General features: G+C 59.0%; 14 protein-coding genes. 5 read left to right on the forward strand and 9 right to left on the reverse strand.

Annotated elements, in window-relative coordinates; translation table 11 throughout:
• Positions 1 to 13: 13 nt before the first annotated feature.
• Positions 14 to 1,702: a long-chain-fatty-acid--CoA ligase FadD2 gene (fadD2, locus tag CKW38_RS06530; protein WP_095112256.1), complete on the reverse strand. Its 1,689-nt coding sequence runs from the start codon at positions 1,700 to 1,702 to the stop codon at positions 14 to 16.
• Positions 1,703 to 1,902: 200 nt separating this feature from the next.
• Between fadD2 and CKW38_RS06535 the strand changes: the two genes are divergently transcribed.
• Positions 1,903 to 2,847: an alpha/beta hydrolase gene (locus CKW38_RS06535; RefSeq protein WP_095112257.1), complete on the forward strand. Its 945-nt coding sequence runs from the start codon at positions 1,903 to 1,905 to the stop codon at positions 2,845 to 2,847.
• Between the two features lie 42 nt (positions 2,848 to 2,889).
• A complete protein-coding gene (locus tag CKW38_RS06540) occupies positions 2,890 to 3,360 on the forward strand; it encodes a MaoC family dehydratase (RefSeq protein ID WP_003227420.1) in 471 nt (156 codons plus the stop codon).
• Between the two features lie 378 nt (positions 3,361 to 3,738).
• On the opposite strand, the gene CKW38_RS06545 is transcribed toward CKW38_RS06540, so the two are convergent.
• On the reverse strand, positions 3,739 to 4,206 hold the full coding sequence (locus CKW38_RS06545) for a PA2169 family four-helix-bundle protein (protein WP_095112258.1): 468 nt from the start codon (positions 4,204 to 4,206) through the stop codon (positions 3,739 to 3,741).
• A 205-nt stretch (positions 4,207 to 4,411) separates the two neighbouring features.
• Here CKW38_RS06545 and CKW38_RS06550 point away from each other — a divergent pair, with 205 nt between their 5' ends.
• Both CKW38_RS06550 and CKW38_RS06555 read left to right on the forward strand, forming a co-directional pair.
• Entirely contained in the window at positions 4,412 to 4,648 is a 237-nt protein-coding gene (locus CKW38_RS06550) for a DUF3820 family protein (protein ID WP_095112259.1), read from the forward strand.
• Positions 4,649 to 4,677: 29 nt separating this feature from the next.
• On the forward strand, positions 4,678 to 5,859 hold the full coding sequence (locus tag CKW38_RS06555; protein ID WP_095112260.1) for an aminotransferase class V-fold PLP-dependent enzyme: 1,182 nt from the start codon (positions 4,678 to 4,680) through the stop codon (positions 5,857 to 5,859).
• Here CKW38_RS06555 and CKW38_RS06560 read toward each other — a convergent pair.
• The 4 genes from CKW38_RS06560 to zwf all read right to left on the reverse strand — a co-directional run bounded on the left by CKW38_RS06560 (position 5,856) and on the right by zwf (position 9,564).
• Complete coding sequence (locus CKW38_RS06560; RefSeq protein WP_095112261.1) at positions 5,856 to 6,434, reverse strand: hypothetical protein; 579 nt, start codon at positions 6,432 to 6,434, stop codon at positions 5,856 to 5,858. The genes CKW38_RS06555 and CKW38_RS06560 overlap by 4 nt on opposite strands.
• Before the next feature lie 280 nt (positions 6,435 to 6,714).
• Positions 6,715 to 7,380: a bifunctional 4-hydroxy-2-oxoglutarate aldolase/2-dehydro-3-deoxy-phosphogluconate aldolase gene (locus CKW38_RS06565; RefSeq protein ID WP_008082815.1), complete on the reverse strand. Its 666-nt coding sequence runs from the start codon at positions 7,378 to 7,380 to the stop codon at positions 6,715 to 6,717.
• A 17-nt stretch (positions 7,381 to 7,397) separates the two neighbouring features.
• Positions 7,398 to 8,111, reverse strand: coding sequence for a 6-phosphogluconolactonase (pgl, locus tag CKW38_RS06570; protein WP_095112262.1), 714 nt, complete (start codon positions 8,109 to 8,111; stop codon positions 7,398 to 7,400).
• Positions 8,098 to 9,564, reverse strand: coding sequence for a glucose-6-phosphate dehydrogenase (zwf, locus tag CKW38_RS06575; protein WP_007917863.1), 1,467 nt, complete (start codon positions 9,562 to 9,564; stop codon positions 8,098 to 8,100). Before zwf ends, pgl begins: the two co-directional genes overlap by 14 nt.
• Before the next feature lie 226 nt (positions 9,565 to 9,790).
• Here zwf and CKW38_RS06580 point away from each other — a divergent pair, with 226 nt between their 5' ends.
• Positions 9,791 to 10,651 (forward strand): MurR/RpiR family transcriptional regulator, encoded by an 861-nt coding sequence (locus tag CKW38_RS06580; RefSeq protein WP_171057240.1) that lies wholly within the window; start codon positions 9,791 to 9,793, stop codon positions 10,649 to 10,651.
• A gap of 217 nt (positions 10,652 to 10,868) precedes the next feature.
• On the opposite strand, the gene CKW38_RS06585 is transcribed toward CKW38_RS06580, so the two are convergent.
• From CKW38_RS06585 to CKW38_RS06595, 3 genes are all read right to left on the reverse strand, one after another.
• Positions 10,869 to 11,723: a D-hexose-6-phosphate mutarotase gene (locus CKW38_RS06585; protein ID WP_007917868.1), complete on the reverse strand. Its 855-nt coding sequence runs from the start codon at positions 11,721 to 11,723 to the stop codon at positions 10,869 to 10,871.
• Positions 11,724 to 11,836: 113 nt separating this feature from the next.
• On the reverse strand, positions 11,837 to 13,186 hold the full coding sequence (locus CKW38_RS06590; protein ID WP_007917870.1) for a carbohydrate porin: 1,350 nt from the start codon (positions 13,184 to 13,186) through the stop codon (positions 11,837 to 11,839).
• 223 nt (positions 13,187 to 13,409) lie between these two features.
• Entirely contained in the window at positions 13,410 to 14,570 is a 1,161-nt protein-coding gene (locus CKW38_RS06595; RefSeq protein WP_095112263.1) for an ABC transporter ATP-binding protein, read from the reverse strand.
• Position 14,571: the final 1 nt, after the last annotated feature.

The raw sequence follows: 14,571 nt of genomic DNA on the forward strand, positions 1-14,571 counted from the left end.
TCGCTTCTGGTCTTTAAGCGATATCGCGCAACTCGCGCCGCAGAATTTTCCCGACAGGCGTCATCGGCAATGACTCACGCAACACAATGTGTTTCGGCACTTTGTAAGCGGTGAAATTCTCTTTGCAGTAGGCTTTGAGCTCTTCAAGACTGACCCCCGTTTCCCGCGCCACCACAAACAACTTCACCGCCTCGCCCGAGCGCTCGTCCGGCACGCCGATCACTGCGCAATTGGCGACTTTCGGATGCGCCATCACCACGTCTTCGATTTCATTGGGGTACACGTTGAAACCGGAGACGATGATCATGTCCTTCTTGCGATCGACGATTCGCACAAAACCATCCGGATCGATCACCGCAATGTCACCGGACTTGAACCAGCCCTCGGCATCCAGCACTTCGGCGGTGGCTTCCGGTTTGTGCCAGTAGCCCTTCATGATCTGCGGGCCCTTGATGCACAACTCGCCGCGCTCGCCCATCGGCTGTTCGACACCGTCATCGTTGATGACTTTCAGCAACGTGCCCGGTACCGGCAAACCGACCGTGCCCAGACGCGATTGATCGCCGTACGGGTTGGTACAGGCCACCGGTGAAGTTTCGGTGAGGCCGTAACCTTCGGTGATGCGGCAACCGGTTATTTGCTCCCAGCGCTCGGCGGTGGCCTTGACCAGCGCGGTGCCGCCGGAGTTGGTGAGCTTCAGACTGGAGAAATCGAGGGTCTTGAAATCCGCGTGATCCATCAGCGCCACGAACAAGGTGTTCAAGCCCAGCAGCGCCGAGAAGCGCCAGTTCTTCAACTCCTTGATGAAGCCGGCAATGTCGCGCGGGTTGGTGATCAGCACGTTGTGGTTGCCGGAAACCATCATGCACATGCAGTTCGCCGTGAACGCATAGATGTGATACAGCGGCAGCGGCGCAATCATCACTTCCTGGCCTTCGCGCAGCAGCGGCTGGCCGTCCGGGCCGAGTTGCGCGAGACAGGCGCGCACTTGCTGCATGTTCGCCACCAGATTGCCGTGAGTGAGCATCGCGCCTTTGGCCAGGCCGGTGGTGCCGCCGGTGTATTGCAGCACGGCGATGTCGTCGAGACCGACCTTCAGCGGCTTGACCCCAAGGCCACGGCCCATGCGCAGTGCACTTTTGAAGGAGATCGCCTGCGGCAGCGAATACGCCGGGACCATTTTCTTCACTTTACTGACCACGGTGTTGACCAGCCAACCCTTGGCAGTGGGCATCAGGTCGCCCATCTTCGCTTCGATCAGGTATTGAATGTCGGTGTCGGGCAGCACTTCCTGGACTTTCTGGCCGAACATGTTCAGGTACACCAGTGCTCGTGCGCCGGAATCCTTGAACTGATGGCGCATCTCCCGCGCGGTGTACAGCGGGTTGGTGTTGACCACGATCAGCCCGGCACGCAGTGCACCGAACACGGCAATCGGGTAATGCAGGACGTTGGGCATCTGCACCGCAATGCGATCGCCCGGAACCAGATCGGTATGCGCCTGCAGGTAACCGGCGAAGGCGGCGCTCTGGCGCTCGAGTTCAGCGTAGGTCAGGGTGATGCCCATATTGCTGAACGCCGGGCGATCGGCGAACTTCTTGCAGGAACGCTCGAACACCTCGATCACCGACTTGAACTCTCCCATGTCGATGTCCAGCGGTACGCCGGCCGGGCGTTTGTCGTTCCAGAAATCAGGTTGCATTGTTCTTGTCCTCTTTACCTGAGCTGATCCGGGGCCGCTTTCTGTCATTTCTGAAAAAGCGGAGCTTCACGGACACTAGCAGTTATGGCCATTGAGGCAAATATGGGCAAAGCCGTCATTGATCGTGTGAATCTTCCTGCCGTGGCGTGGGCTGATCAGACGCGCTATACAATGATCCGACTCTGAGCAAAGGAATCGCCATGATCCACGACACCCTATGGCTGGACGCGAGTGACCGCAGCCGCCTGTTCGTCAATCAATGGCTGCCGGCGGCGCCGTTGAAAGCGGTGATCCTGCTGGCCCATGGCATGGCGGAACACAGCGGCCGCTACGCACGACTGGCCGACACGTTTTGCGACAAAGGATATGGCGTGTATGCGCCGGATTTACGCGGACATGGCAAAACCGCCAATCACGGTACCCTCGGCCACTTCGCCGATGACGATGGCTGGTGCAAAGTGCTCGGCGATCTGGCCAGCCTCAATCAGCACATCGGCCAGCAGCACCCCAGCGTGCCGATCATCCTGCTGGGCCACAGCATGGGCAGTTACATCGCCCAAGGTTATTTGCTGCATCACAGCGCCAGTCTGCACGGAGCGATTCTCAGTGGTTCCAACTTTCAGCCTGTTGCGCTGTACCGCGCTGCGCGGCAGATCGCCCGCCTGGAAAAACTCCGTCAGGGTGGCAAGGGCCGCAGTGCGCTGATCGAATGGCTGTCGTTCGGCTCGTTCAATAACCAATTCAAACCGGTGCGCACACGCTTCGACTGGCTCAGCCGCGATCCGGCGGAGGTCGACTTGTACGCCAACGACCCGCTGTGTGGCTTTCGCTGCACCAATCAACTGTGGATCGACCTGCTCGGCGGCTTGCAGCAGATCAGCAAAGCGTCCAATCTCGCGCAGATCGATCCGGGCCTGCCGCTGCTGGTAATCGGCGGCGAATGTGATCCGGTGAGTGAAGGCAAGCGTCTGACAGATCTGGCCAATGCCTTGCGCACGGCCGGCAGCCAGCACCTGCAACTGAAGATCTACCCGCAGGCGCGGCACGAATTGTTCAACGAAACCAATCGCGACGAAGTGATCGCTGATGTGCTGGCCTGGATCGATCAGGCCCTGAGCCATCCGCGCCCTCAGCGCAGCGAATAATTTTTTGTGGATTCACTGAATCCGTCACAGGAATCGAGACCGATGACCCAGGTTACCAACATCCCTTACGAAGCCCTCGAAGTCGGCCAGACCGCCAGCTACAGCAAGACCGTCGAAGAACGCGATATTCAACTGTTCGCCGCCATGTCCGGTGACCACAACCCGGTGCACCTTGACGCCGAATTTGCCGCCGCGAGCATGTTCAAGGAGCGTATCGCTCACGGTATGTTCAGTGGCGCGCTGATCAGTGCCGCCGTTGCCTGCGAGCTGCCTGGGCCGGGGACTATTTATATCGGTCAACAGATGAGCTTTCAGAAGCCGGTGAAGATCGGTGACACGCTGACCGTGCGCCTGGAAATTCTCGAGAAGCTGCCAAAGTTTCGTGTGCGCATTGCCACTCGTGTGTTCAACCAGCGCGATGAGTTGGTAGTGGATGGTGAGGCGGAGATTCTGGCGCCGCGCAAGCAACAGACGGTGACGTTGCCGACTTTGCCGGCGATCAGCATTGGCTGATTGATTTGTGGTGTGTCAGTGAGAGCTTTTCCCCCTCACCCCAGCCCTCTCCCCCTGGGGGGCGAGGGGGAAAGGGAGCCGATCTCGATGCTTTTCAAAACCTGAGTTCACCTCAGATCGTTCAAGTCGGTGTATCTCCCACATTCACCCCAATCAGTCCCTTCTCCCCCAAGGGGCGAGGGGGAAAGGGAGCCGATCTCCGTGGTTTTCAGATCTTGAGTTCGACTGGATATTTCAGGTCGGCGTACCTCGACAGAACACCTGGATCAGTCCCCTCTCCCTCCGGGAGAGGGCTAGGGTGAGGGGCCCTTGCTTTGGCTTTCCCCCAGACATAAAAAAACGCCAGACTCGCTGGCGTTTTTTGTACCCGGCGAACGCTTAAGAGCGAGCGCGAGCCTCGTTACGCAGGGCTTTCACCTGGTCGTGGTTGCGTTGTACGCCGTGGTATTGGCGTTCAACCAGATCACGAATACCCACCAGGTTGTGCTTGGTGATTTTCTCGAGGGCTTCTTTGTAGGCCTTCAGTGCGTGGTCTTCACCGCGCTCGGCTTCGTTCAGCACAGCTTCTTCGTCCTTGCCGGTGAACATGGCTTTGACGTCGACCCAACGACGGTGCAGGTCACCGCTGACGCTGGTGGAAGTTTCCGGATCGCCGCCCAGCTTGCGAACTTCGGCCTGCAGTTCTGCTGCAGCGGTTGCGCAATCGGCAGAGCGGGTGACAAACAGGGTTTTCAGTTCTGGATGTTTGATGTCTTCGGCGCAAGTCTTGAACCCTTCCTGACCGTCCTTGCAGGTTTCAATCAGGTCATTGAGTACAGAGATGGCTTCTTTATTCATGTCGGTCATTTTTCAATTCCTTGCGATTGGTTGAAGATGCAAGGGATATTGCAGTGTGCGTGCCAGCTTTTTTATTTATAGAATTTCTTTAATTATCAATGAGTTAAATATAAGTGAACTATCTGTATCACGGTTATTTGCATGATCTGTCATTTGGCCTGCATGCAGAATGCCTGTATTTTCCAAGCTGATTTGAAGCCAGACGAAATCCCTGATGAATCCCGAAAAACTCGAACTGCTGATCACCCGCGAAATGCCCTTCGGCAAGTACAAGGGCCGAATCATTGCCGACCTCCCGGGGCCGTACCTGAACTGGTTTGCCCGGGAAGGTTTCCCTCGCGGCGAACTCGGCGGCCTGCTCGCGCTGATGCAAGAGATCGACCATAACGGCCTCTCGGACTTGCTCGAACCGCTGCGCGCCAAACACGGCAAACCTGCCCCGCGCCATTGAAGCGCCCTCCTCTGTAGAGTCAGCCGACCATGCCCGATAACACCCGCCGTGCCCGTGACGAAGCCTTCTGGCAAACGTTCGCCGACCGTTACGACGTTCAACCCGGTCCCGTGAACCTGGAAAACGGTTACTTCGGGCGCATGTCGCGCACAGTAATCGAGGAATACCAGCGCAATATCGAGCTGATCAACACCAGCAATTCGGTGTACGTGCGCCAGCGTTTCGAGCAGCACGACAACCTCGATATCCGTGCGCAACTGGCCGAGCTGATCGGTGTGCGCGCGCAGAGCGTAGCCTTCACCCGTAACGCCACCGAAGGCCTGCAGTCGCTGATCCGCAACTACAACCGCTTGCAACCGGGCGATCAGGTGCTGATCAGTGATCTGGAATACGACACGGTCAAAGGCGCCATGCGCTGGCTGGCCAGACATCGTGGCGCCGATGTGATCGAGATTGCCCACGCGCACCCAGCGAGTTACGACAGCCTGGTGGAGACTTACCGCGAAGCGTTCAGCGGCCACCCGAAGATCAAGCTGATGGCCCTTACTCACGTCACTCACCGCACCGGTCTGGTGATGCCGGTACAAGCCATCGCCGCGCTGGCCAAAGAGCATGGCGTCGATGTCATCCTCGACGGCGCCCATGCACTCGGTCAGATCGAGTTCGACCTCGACTCCCTCGGCATCGCGTTCGCCGGATACAACCTGCACAAATGGATCGGTGCCCCGCTCACCCTCGGCTTCCTCTATATCGCACCGCAACGCCTGGCCGACATTGATCCGGATATGGGTGAAATGCATTACCCGGCTAATGACATCCGTGCGCGCACGTCGTACAGCACGCCCAACATTCCAGCACTGATGACCTTGCCGCTGGTGTTCGAGGAGCACCGCTCCCTCGGCGGTGCACCGGCCAAAGGCGCTCGCGTCAATTATCTGCGCAATCTGTGGGTCAGCGCGGTAAGGCACTTGCCGGGCATCGAAGTCATGACGCCAGACGATCCAAGGCTGTATTGCGGCATCACATCGCTGCGTTTCACCCGGCACGACGATCAACAAGCGATGGCGGAGCGCCTGCTCAATGATTACAACCTGTTCACCGTGGTGCGTAACGGCGCCGCCAGCGGACCGAGCATCCGCATTACACCGGGGCTGACCACCACCGCTGGCGACATGCAGTTGCTGGTCCGCGCGCTGAACGAGCTGCGCTAAAACACCGCGCCTGTGGACTTCTCGTAGCCAGCAAGGCCGATCTGCGACGACACCGCAAAGGTGTCGACGCCGATCGTCAGGCTGCCGAAGTAGCCGTCCTCAAGACCTTCCCCGCCAATCGCTCGCAACGACAGCCGCGAGGCGTCATCGCCCACCGCTTCACAGCCACATACACTGGGAAGATGCAGCCGTCCTGCCCAGGCCTCCTGATGTGACTGCGGGTGTTGATCATCACTGGCGATGCACACGGTCATGGCGATGCACGAGGCCCCGCCAGAGTGCTGATCCGGGTAAATACTGGTAAACCGCACGATGCCTTGGCTGTCGGTCGACTGGGCGCCGCACAGGCTGTCGGCGCCGATGTTCTGTTCGATCCGGACCTCGGCGCCAACCACTGGCTCACCGGTCATGGCGTCGACCAGGACCAGACGCAAAATCAGGGGCAGGCCTTCGATGCCGCCACTGATGTTGCGCACCTTGCCTTCGGTTTTGCGCCAATCGAAGCTGCCAGGGATATGAGTGTGCCGTTGCCGAAGAGGCTGATGGGGCAAGTCTGCTGATTGATGGTCGTCCATGAGGCGTTCTCTCTTCCGTAAGATGAACGCAGATTAGCGTCACGCCAACGCGGCTGTGCGGTAACTATGTATCGCGTCGTAACGGTGTCGATGTAGGCGCTGCCGAAGGCTGCGATCTTTTGATGTTGGCGCTCAAGAGCAAGGTCAAAAGATCGCAGCCTCGTTTCACTCGACAGCTCCTACATAGCTTCTACACAGCAATTTTCAGGCAAAAAAAAACGGTGCACCGACCAAGCGCACCGTAAAGCCGTAGAACACACAACGAAGTGTCTGGTAACAATCAGTCCAGCAGTGCCAACGCCTCGGCGGTGCATTCCTGAATACGGGCCCAGTCGCCGTTCTTGATCCACTCCGGATCAAGCATCCAGCTACCGCCCACGCACATGACGTTTTTCAGCGCCATGTAGCTCTTGATGTTGGCAGGACCCACGCCGCCAGTCGGGCAGAATTTCACTTCGCCGAACGGGCCGCCGAGAGCTTTGATTGCCGCCACGCCACCGCTGACTTCAGCCGGGAACAGCTTGAAGCGGCGATAACCCAGACCGTAGCCTTCCATGATGCCGGAAGCGTTGCTGATGCCCGGCAACAGCGGAATCGGGCTGTCGACGCTGGCTTCCAGCAGGTCACGGGTAATGCCCGGAGTGACGATGAACTGCGAACCAGCGGCTTCGGCAGCCGCGAGCATGTTGCGATCGAGCACGGTACCGGCACCGGTCATCAGTTCCGGACGCTGGTCGCGCAGGATCTGGATGGCCTTGAGGCCGAACTGCGAACGCAGGGTCACTTCCAGCGCGGTCAGACCACCGGCAGCCAGAGCGTCAGCCAGTGGCAGCACGTCCTGTTCGCGAGCGATGGTGATCACCGGCAGGATCCGCGCCTTGGCGCAGAGGCTGTCGATCAGGGCAACTTTGTCCGCCATGGAAACGGTCGGGGATGGGGTTGTCATAGCGGCTGTTCCTTGGCTCATGGGCACCAGTAAATCTCTAACGTAGGTTGCAGAAACGCGCGCACCGGCATGGCGGCGACGTCGTCGGATGCCAGTGCGGCATTCAGGGTGGTCAGTTTCGATTGACCGGAAATCGACAGAATCTTGTGCCGGGCCGAGGCCAGCAGCGCACGGCTCATGGTCAGGCGCTGACGCGGCACACTCGGCGCCAGCATCGGCCAGCAACGGCGTGTGCCATCGGCCTGCAAGGCTTCGGTCAGGTTCGGGCTGTCGGGGAACAGCGACGCGGTGTGGCCGTCATCGCCCATGCCCAACACCAGCACGTCAATCGGCGGCAATTCGGCGAGCAAGCGGTCAGCCTGTTCAGCAGCCTGCTCGACGTTGGCCGCCGCGCTATAAAGGCTGAGGAACTGCGCCTTGGCCGCCGGGCCTTTGAGCAAGTATTGCTTGAGCAGACCGGCATTGCTGTCGGCGTGTTCAACCGGTACCCAGCGCTCATCGGCGAGGGTCACGACGACCTTCGACCAGTCCAGATCCTGCTTGGCCAGGTGCTGGAAAAACGCTACCGGACTACGACCGCCAGACACCACCAGCACCGCGTTACCGCGTGCCGCAATGGCCTCGCTCAATTGCTTGGCGACGTTCAGCGCCAGACCTTCGGCCAACAGCACCGGGCTCTTGTATTCGTGAGCGTTCACGCCCGCAGGCAGTTGCACATCAGATATCGCCATACCACGACCTCCCGTCCCGCGTGATCAATGCAATGGAGCTCATCGGCCCCCACGACCCGGCCGCATACGGCTTGGGCGCGTCACCGGATTTTTTCCACCCGGCGATCAGCTGGTCACACCACTTCCACGCGGCTTCAATTTCATCTTTACGGACAAACAGGTTCTGATTGCCGTTCATCACTTCCAGCAACAACCGCTCGTAGGCATCGGGGATCCGCGCGCTACGCCAGGTGTCGGAGAAATTCAGTTGCAGCGGCCCGCTGCGCAGTTGCATGCCTTTGTCCAGGCCCTGCTCTTTGGTCATCACGCGCAAGGAAATGCCTTCGTCCGGTTGCAGGCGGATGATCAGTTTGTTGCTGATCTGCAGGCGTTGTTCCGGCGCAAAAATGTAGTGCGACGGTTCCTTGAAGTGGATGACGATCTGCGACAGCTTTTGCGGCATGCGTTTGCCGGTACGCAGGTAAAACGGCACGCCGGCCCAGCGCCAGTTGCGGATGTCGGCACGCAGAGCGACGAAGGTTTCGGTGTCGCTCTGGGTGTTGGAATTCGGTTCTTCGAGGTAACCCGGTACGGATTTGCCTTCGCTGTGGCCGGCGATGTACTGGCCGCGCACGACCTGCGTGGTCAGGCCTTCCGGGCTGATCGGCGCGAGCGCCTTGAGCACTTTTACTTTCTCGTCACGGATACTGTCGGCGGACAGGTCAGCCGGCGGGTCCATGGCGATCAGGCAGAGCAACTGCAACAGGTGATTCTGGATCATGTCGCGCAGTTGGCCGGCCTTGTCGAAGTAGCCCCAGCGGCCTTCGATGCCAACCTTCTCGGCCACGGTGATTTCCACGTGGGAGATGTAATTCTGGTTCCACTGGGTTTCGAACAGACTGTTGGCGAAACGCAGGGCGATCAGGTTCTGAACGGTTTCTTTGCCCAGGTAGTGGTCGATGCGGTAGGTGCGGTTTTCCGGGAAGAACTGCGCTACCGCGTCGTTCACCTTGCGCGACGATTCGAGGTCGGAGCCGATCGGTTTTTCCAGCACCACACGGGTATTTTCTGCCAGACCGACTTTCGCCAGGTTCTCGCAGATCGCGCCGTACACCGCTGCCGGCGTGGCGAAGTAGGCAATCATGCGTTGCGTGCTGCCAGCCAGTTCGGCCAGCGCCACATAATCTTCAGATCTGAGGAAGTCGACGTGCAGGTAGGTCAGGCGTGCGAGAAAACGCTCGGCGACGGCCTCGTCCAGCTCTTTGCCTACATAACGACGCAGTTCGGCGGCGATGAACGCCATGTGCTGTTGCTCGGAACCTTCTTCACGGGCCAACGCGATGATGCGCGTGTCCTCGTGCAGCAGATCAGCGCCATCGAGGTGATAAAGGGCAGGAAACAGCTTGCGCAGGGCCAGATCGCCAAGCGCGCCGAACAAGGCAAAGGTGCACGGTTCAACCGTAATCGAAGGCATGATGTTTGTTCTTTTATCAAGTTAAGCTACAAATACCTTTTTTCAAGGCATCACTCAAGGGAAAATGTAGTAATAACCACAACATTTTCGCAAAATACAGATTCCGAGTGGTGGTCGGTCGGAGCCATCAGTAGGATAGGCCACCGTTACGGGCCATATCAAAGGCCCAATTTGCATAGCCCGGCGCACCTTTGCGCAGGTGAATTAGGAATTCCATATGGACCGCGTGCGAAATTTACTGGAACAGATCCAGAGTCGCCTTGAAGACCTGAACAAGGCCGAACGCAAAGTCGCCGAGGTGATCCTGCTAAACCCGCAGCAGGCCACCCGCTTCAGCATCGCCGCCCTCGCCCAGGCGGCCTCGGTGAGCGAACCGACGGTCAACCGTTTCTGCCGTTCGTTCGGTGTCAGCGGCTATCCCGAACTCAAGCTGCAACTGGCGCAGAGCCTGGCCAGCGGCGCGGCGTATGTCAGCCGCGCGGTCGAGGCCGACGACAATCCCGAGGCGTACACGCAGAAGATTTTCGGCAGCGCCATCGCGTCGCTGGACAGTGCTTGCCAGGCGCTCGATCCGAACCTGATCAGCCGCGCCGTCGACCTGTTGATTCAAGCACGACAGATCCACTTCTTCGGCCTCGGCGCTTCGGCGCCGGTGGCGCTGGATGCGCAGCACAAGTTCTTCCGCTTCAACCTCGCCGTCACCGCGCACGCCGATGTGTTGATGCAACGGATGATTGCCTCGGTGGCGCACACCGGTGAGTTGTTCGTGATCATCTCCTACACCGGCCGTACCCGTGAGCTGGTCGAAGTGGCGCGCATTGCTCGCGAGAACGGCGCTTCGGTGTTGGGTTTGACGGCGGAGAATTCGCCGCTGGCCAAGGCGAGTACCTTGAGCCTGAATATTCCGTTGCCGGAAGACACCGACATTTATATGCCGATGACGTCGCGGATCATTCAGTTGACGGTGCTGGATGTGTTGGCGACCGGGATGACCTTGCGTCGTGGCGTGGATTTCCAGCCGCATCTGCGCAAGATCAAAGAGAGCTTGAATGCCAGCCGGTATCCGGTGGGTGACGAGTTCAACTAAGGCGCTAAAAGCGAAAGCCAACCCTCACCCCAGCCCTCTCCCGGAGGGAGAGGGAGCCGACCGAGGTGTCTTGCGCTATACATCGACCTGAAACACTGAGTCGATTATGGATTCACCGACATTCGTTCATGTCGGTGCATCTCTCGAATATCCCCCATTCGGTCCCCTCTCCCCCCGGGAGAGGGCTAGGGTGAGGGTATCGGTGTACTTGACACTCTCAAGCCGCCGCCCACGCCTGCAAACTCAAATGCGCCTTCTCCCCCGGCGCCAGATGCAGACTGTCCGTCCCGCCCGCCGCCGCTTCCACGCACACGAACTCGGAAATCTCATCCCACGTCACGCCCAACAACGGCCGCGCTCCCGGATGCCACACCACCGTGTCCGCGCTGTCTCCGGTATCGATGCACAACTCACGCTGCCAGGCGTGATCTTTCAACTGCAATTCGCCGTCGTGCTGGAACACCCGCTGACAGCCGCCATCCACTCGCAACTCACCTTCCTGCTGGCAAACCTGGCGATTCAACTGGTCATAACCCTGCGCTCCTTCGAGCCCAGACAGCGCTATCTCACCGACATCGCCAATACGCCAGTAAGCGTGCAAAGCCTGGCTCAACTGGCACGGCATGTCGTCCTGATGCTCGGTGCTCAGGCGTAATTCCATGCGCTCCCCCAGATGCGCGTGCAGGTCGACCTGCCAGTCGCACAGCTGCAATTGCCAGTGCAGGCGCACGCCGTCTTCGGCGCTGCTGCTGTCGAGCAACTTCCAGTCGAGCAAGCGCGCCCAACCATGCGATGGCCAGGCGTTTTCGCTCGGATGACGGCCATACCACGGCCAGCACACCGGCACACCACCGCGAATGGCACCCACGTGCGGCCACTTCGCCGCACACCACAACCACGGCTTTTGCCCACGCGGCTGAAAGTGCAGCAACTGCGCGCCCTGACGACTGAACACCGCCTGACACAGCGGGTGATCGATCACCAACACGTCGCGCATCTGATAGCGCTCCCAGGCGAACACCGGTTGTTCACGCAGGGATTTGAAGAAGCGTTGTAGCGGATGCTCATGCATTGGCCACGGTTCCGAATTCAACTGTCACGGGGATTACTGCCCCTCAAAAAAAAGCGGACAGCCTTGGCTGTCCGCAAATATGCGCACATAGAGAGGAGCTTATCGCAGACGCGTCAGAACGTAGACTGAATTTTCAGGCCAGCGACCAAAGCGTTATCAACTTCATCCACACCACCCGGGTGAGTGATGTACTGCAGGTTAGGACGTACGGTCAGCCAGTTGGTGACGTGGAAGCCGTAGTTGATCTCGTAGTTGTATTCGGTTTCGCGAATTGGCGAGAACACCGGATTGTCGTAGTCCGACACACCGTTGGAAGCGTTCAGCAGCTCGGCGTTTTTCTTCACGTCATCGTTGACGTGGATACGCGCCGCGCCGATACCGACGTCATCCTTCGGACGCGCGTCGAACGGGCCTTTGTAGACGAACATCACCGACTGGTAGTTGTCGATGAAGTTGGTGTCTTTGTCGTGGAACGTGGCGTTGGCCGCGATATTCAGACCGCGAGAAGCATCACCGTTGTGGCTGGTGAGTTGCTGTTGCGCCACGAACCAGTAGCCGCTTTTGCTGCTGTGGGTTTTGTACGCGTCGCCAGTGGTGGCGGCGTCGAAACCGTTGACGTCTTCACGAACGTCGTCGGCATCGGCCGTGCTCTTGTAGTAACCGACGCGGTATTCGCCCGGCAGGCTGTTGACCTTCGGCGACCAGACCAACTCAACCGGCAACACAGTACCTTTGGTGCCGCTGCCGCTGAGTTTGAAGCCGTTGCCGTGTTCCAGCTGCGACGGGTTCTGGTTGTACGCACCGATTTGCGCGTAGAGCTCGTCGTTGATGTTGTACTTCACACGGATCGCGGCCTGGCTGACCGGCCAGTTGTACCAGATGTTGGTTGCCCAGTTACCCACTTGCGAACCGCAGAACGCGAGGTTCTGGAAGTCGCACGGGAAGGTGTTGAAGTCTTCGCCTTCGCCGAAGTAACCGGCCTTGACGTCGAGTTTGTTGTCGAAGAACTGGTGCTGAATCCACAACTGGGTCAGACGCACCATGTGGCCACGACCGTAAACTTCTTGCGAGGAGCTCAAGGTGCCGGCACGCGGATCGCCAACGCGGTCGTTGGAGATGTTGTAACCGTTACGGTTGGTCAGCTGGATCTTCGCCTGGGTGTTATCCCAGCCCCAGAGCTTTTGCAGATCGAGTGCCACGCCCAGACCGAACTGGTCAGCGTAACGCGCGGTCTTGTCGTCGTTGTAGCCACCGTTCAGGTTGCCACCGACTTCCCCAACGTAGTCAGCCTTGATGTCGATACCCTGCTCGATCAGCTTGGTACGCTCGCCACCCCAGTCGCCGGTCATCCATTTCGAATCGGAACTGAAGGCATCCGCCGCCATGGCGTTACCGGCCAGCACCAAGGCCGCCGCAGCCGACACTTGGCAGATCAACCGGGCATTGACGTGTTTCTTTTTCATCCCTACATCCTCGTCTTTATTGTTATTAACTGTTTTTATCTAACGCGGTTTACATAAATTGCGATGGATTACAGGCAATCCACCGCGTGCTCCTTTTGGAATCCAATCCCTGTGGGAGCTGGCTTGCCAGCGATGGCGGTGCTTCAGGCGACATCCATGTTGGATGTGCCGGCCTCATCGCTGGCAAGCCAGCTCCCACATGACCGCATTCCAGCATTGATCTTCAGCGGCCTTTGAATTGCGCCACGTTCGCAGACCGCGCATCGGTCTGTGGTTGGCCGGCATTGCCGAGGCGCTCACCGGTCTTGGCATCGAACAACAACACTTTCGACGGATCGAATTGCAGCGTCAGGTTCTCGCCCACCTGCGGTGCCACGTCCGGCGCCAGACGGCAGCAGACTTTGGTTTCATTGAGGTTGACGAATACCAGCGTGTCCGGGCCGGTCGGCTCAGTCACCTGCACTTCGGCACGAATGCTTGGCAGGCCATTGCCCTCGCCGTTCGCCAACACGATTTGCTCCGGGCGCAGGCCGAGGATCACTTCGCGATCTTCGAGCCCGGCGTCCTGCATGCTCATCGGCAGCTCGCAACGCGCCTGACCGCTGTCGAGCAGCGCCAGCAGACGACCGTCCTTGCGTTGCAGACGCAGCGGAATGAAGTTCATCGGCGGTGAACCGATGAAACTCGCGACGAACAGGTTGGCCGGGTCGTTGTAGATCTCTTTTGGCGTGCCGAACTGCTGAATGATGCCGTCCTTCATCACCGCAACCTTGTCGCCCAGGGTCATCGCTTCGATCTGGTCGTGGGTTACGTAGACCGTGGTGGTTTTCAGGCGCTGGTGCATCAGTTTCATTTCGGTGCGCATCTCGACGCGCAGCTTGGCGTCGAGGTTGGACAGCGGTTCGTCGAACAGATAAATCTTTGGTCGACGTGCCAGTGCACGGCCCATCGCCACACGCTGTTGCTGACCACCGGAAAGCTGACCCGGCTTGCGATTGAGCAAGTGTTCGATCTGCAGCAGTTTGGCCACGCGCGCGACTTCTTCATCGATCGCCGACTGCGGCATCTTGCGAATCTTCAGACCGAACTCAATGTTCTCGCGCACGCTCATGGTCGGGTACAGCGCGTAGGACTGGAACACCATGGCGATGTCGCGATCCTTCGGGCTCATGCCGCTGACGTCTTGATCACCGATCATGATCGCGCCGCCGGTGATGGTTTCCAGACCGGCGATGCAGTTCATCAAGGTCGATTTGCCGCAGCCCGACGGGCCGACGAGGATCAGGAACTCACCGTCCTTGATCGACAGTTCAATGTTCTTCAGGGTGTCCGGCAGGCCGGCACCGTAGGTCTTGTTGACGTTGCGAAGTTCGAGCGTTGCCATG

This window comes from Pseudomonas sp. Irchel 3H7, assembly GCF_900187605.1.
Taxonomy (GTDB): domain Bacteria; phylum Pseudomonadota; class Gammaproteobacteria; order Pseudomonadales; family Pseudomonadaceae; genus Aquipseudomonas.